Annotated in this window: 3 protein-coding genes; 2 read left to right on the forward strand and 1 reads right to left on the reverse strand. The window is 67.0% G+C overall.

Annotated elements, in window-relative coordinates; translation table 11 throughout:
• Positions 1 to 442 precede the first annotated feature (442 nt).
• Complete coding sequence (locus tag E1293_RS46145) at positions 443 to 1,162, reverse strand: ATP-binding protein (protein WP_132206365.1); 720 nt, start codon at positions 1,160 to 1,162, stop codon at positions 443 to 445.
• A gap of 438 nt (positions 1,163 to 1,600) precedes the next feature.
• Between E1293_RS46145 and E1293_RS46150 the strand changes: the two genes are divergently transcribed.
• The gene (locus tag E1293_RS46150) at positions 1,601 to 2,470 is read left to right on the forward strand and encodes a helix-turn-helix domain-containing protein (RefSeq protein WP_132206367.1); all 870 of its coding nucleotides are present in this window, start codon (positions 1,601 to 1,603) and stop codon (positions 2,468 to 2,470) included.
• The gene (locus tag E1293_RS46155; protein ID WP_132206369.1) at positions 2,454 to 2,663 is read left to right on the forward strand and encodes a DUF397 domain-containing protein; all 210 of its coding nucleotides are present in this window, start codon (positions 2,454 to 2,456) and stop codon (positions 2,661 to 2,663) included. The genes E1293_RS46150 and E1293_RS46155 overlap by 17 nt, the downstream gene beginning before the upstream one ends.
• Positions 2,664 to 2,687: the final 24 nt, after the last annotated feature.

Here is a 2,687-nt window from a genome sequence, read left to right on the forward strand (position 1 = left end):
CACATCCGCCAGATGAGGGAACACGACATCCACCATGTCACGGTCACACGCGACCTACCGTGACACCCAGATCCACTCACGTAGCCAACGACACACCTTCAGTTACCACCGGAATCTTGGAAGAGCCCTTGGATAGATACCCCCTCGGTGTCGTCGAAGGTCATGGGTTCCTAGGTCTTGGGCGCGTCGGAGGAAGTCGAGGGTGGGGTCGTCGAGGTAGCCGGTGACGGACGGTTGGGTGAGGAGCCGGCCGATGGCGTCGCGGTCGGCTCGTTCGGCTAGTGCGCGGATGTTTTCGACGGCTCGCAGCAGGTGAGCGTCGCGGTTGGCGGCGGGGTGCATGGAGTCCCGTCCTTCAAGAGGCGAGGGCCGGGGACGCGGCGGACGGGAGGCGCCGCCGCGTCCCCGGGGATGTGGACCGAAGTTCCGGGCAAGGGGCTCGTCAGGTCGGTGAAGGCAGGGTGCGGGTCTCGTGATGGTGGACGATGCGTTCGGCGACTTCTTGAACGTCGATCAATGGTTCGCGGGTGTAGCCGTGGCCGTCGTGCCACGAGAACGCCTTCGGCTCGACCCAGATGTTCATCGTTTCGGCGGTGCGGACGGAGATGCCGCCGTCGTCGCTGCGGCGGGTGGTGGGGACGCCGCGGGATCGAAGTGCTGAGGTGAGCCGGTCGGCCGCCGATGTCGGGGCGATGACGCTGCTGGTCACCGGCCACGGGATGGGATGGGCGAGGGCGAACCAGACGCGTTTGCCGGGCAGGCCGGTCAGGCGTGAGCGGGTGAGGTGCATGCCGGTGTCGGTGGCGAGGGCCGCGACGATGGACAGCCCCTTGCCGTGCTCGTCGAGCAGGTCGGCGCTGCGGACGGACGGCCAGGCGTCGCGGTGGGCGTCGAAGACGGAGACGACGAGTCGCGGGGAGGGGCGGGTGCGCGCCCAGATCCACAGTTCGGGCCGCGTCGTTGAGGGCGCGTGGGTCAGCGCGTTGGTAGTCAGTTCGGAGACCGCGAGTCTGGCGTCTTCGATCGGGTCGGGGGTGAAGCCGAGCTGGCGCATGGTTGCCGCCACGAGGGAACGTGCGTGGGCGGCGGCGCTCAGGTCGCCGGGGAGCTGGAAAGCGCAGGCGCCGCCGGCCGGGATGTCGGCCGGACAGCCGGTCAGCATCCGCCGCCCCCGCTCGTGGTCCTCCGGACGGGCGGCGTCACGGGCGGCATCGGGGCACTGACCGGCCCCGCTTCGACAATAGGTCCGCGCTTCGCGGCGGGTGCCATCGCCTTGACGGGTGATTGATTCGTACGATCGTGCATGGGTTGGACCTCCTGCGTCCGATCAAGGTCTCGGACCGGTGCTGCTACACCGGTCCGAGACCGCCCGACCTGTCCGGTCAGGTGGGCCCCTCCTGGGCCCGATCGGTTCTCCCCACCGGGTTTCGCCTGCCCGTTGCGCGCTCACGCACAGGAATCGAGACGTCACCGAGGGAAGTAACCCACGGCCATCATGCCTTCCCGTGGCACACCTGTCTATGTACTTGTTCAAATTCCCGTGGCACTATTTCGCCTGATGCCAACGCTGGGTCATGATCGTCGTGCGACACTGAGCGACATGCCGAACGCGCAGAGTCCGACAGTGAGACACCGCCGGCTTGCTCGCCAACTCCGCCAGCAGCGGGAGAAGGCGGGGCTGACGATGGAGGGAGCAGCCGCCGCTCTGGGGTGGAGTCGCCCGAAGCTGCTCCGCTTCGAAACGGCCAAGACGCGCCCCAAGCCCTCGGACGTCGAAGAGATACTCGACCTCTACGGCGGGCACGAGGCCGTCAAGCTTGCACTCATGCAGCTGGCGCGGGACATCCGCAAGCGCGGCTGGTGGTCGGCGTTCAACGATGTCCTGACCGGATCATTCGCCGAACTCGAGGACGACGCCATTACGATCCGCAGCTGGCAGGTCCAGTTCATCCCGGGTCTGCTGCAAACCAGCGACTACGCGCTGGCACTCATCCGGATCCTGACTCCGGAAGACTCCGAAGACGTCCTGCTACGACGACTCCAGGCGCGCATGGCACGCCGCGCGATCCTGGAGCGGGAGAACGCGCCCTCGTACGCAGTCGTTTTGGACGAATCCGTACTCAGGCGCGCAGTGGGTGGGGCGCAGGTCATGGTTCGGCAGCTGGAAGCGCTCGTGAATGCCTCCGCCAAGCCCAACATAAGCATCCGCGTCATGCCCATCTCGGTGGGCGAGCACGCAGGGATGGACGGCCCCTTCGTCGCTCTGAGCTTCGCCGGGGAGCTCGACCAGGACGTCGTCTACCTGGAAGGCATGGGCGGAGAAATCTATGTCGAAGACGTCGGGCAGGTCGCGCGCGGTAACGTGAGATTTGACCGCATTTGCGAGCAGGCCCTTTCCGAAGAGGACTCGCTCGCCCTGATCGTCGACATCGCCAGGGAGCACCAGCAACCCCATGAGCCTCCACGATGACCTCTCCAAGGCTCGTTGGCGCAAGGCCAGCCGAAGCAGCGCCAGTGGCAGCGACTGCGTCGAGCTTGCCCACGCCGCGGGAGTGATCGCCGTCCGCGACTCCAAGAACCCCAGCGGACACAAGATCCTCCTCGACCGCACCGCGTGGCGGCAGTTGACCGACCGCATGAGCAGGGGCGAGCTAGATCTCTGACGCGCCACGTCCGCGGGCCTGGTC

The organism is Actinomadura darangshiensis, from assembly GCF_004349235.1.
In the GTDB taxonomy this organism is placed as follows: Bacteria; Actinomycetota; Actinomycetes; order Streptosporangiales; family Streptosporangiaceae; genus Spirillospora; species Spirillospora darangshiensis.

Excerpts from the sequence above, each read along its gene's own strand:
- E1293_RS46145 (WP_132206365.1), bottom strand. The coding sequence starts at position 1,162 with ATGCTGACCGGCTGTCCGGCCGACATCCCGGCCGGCGGCGCCTGCGCT.
- E1293_RS46150 (WP_132206367.1), top strand. The coding sequence starts at position 1,601 with ATGCCGAACGCGCAGAGTCCGACAGTGAGACACCGCCGGCTTGCTCGC.
- E1293_RS46155 (WP_132206369.1), top strand. The coding sequence starts at position 2,454 with ATGAGCCTCCACGATGACCTCTCCAAGGCTCGTTGGCGCAAGGCCAGC.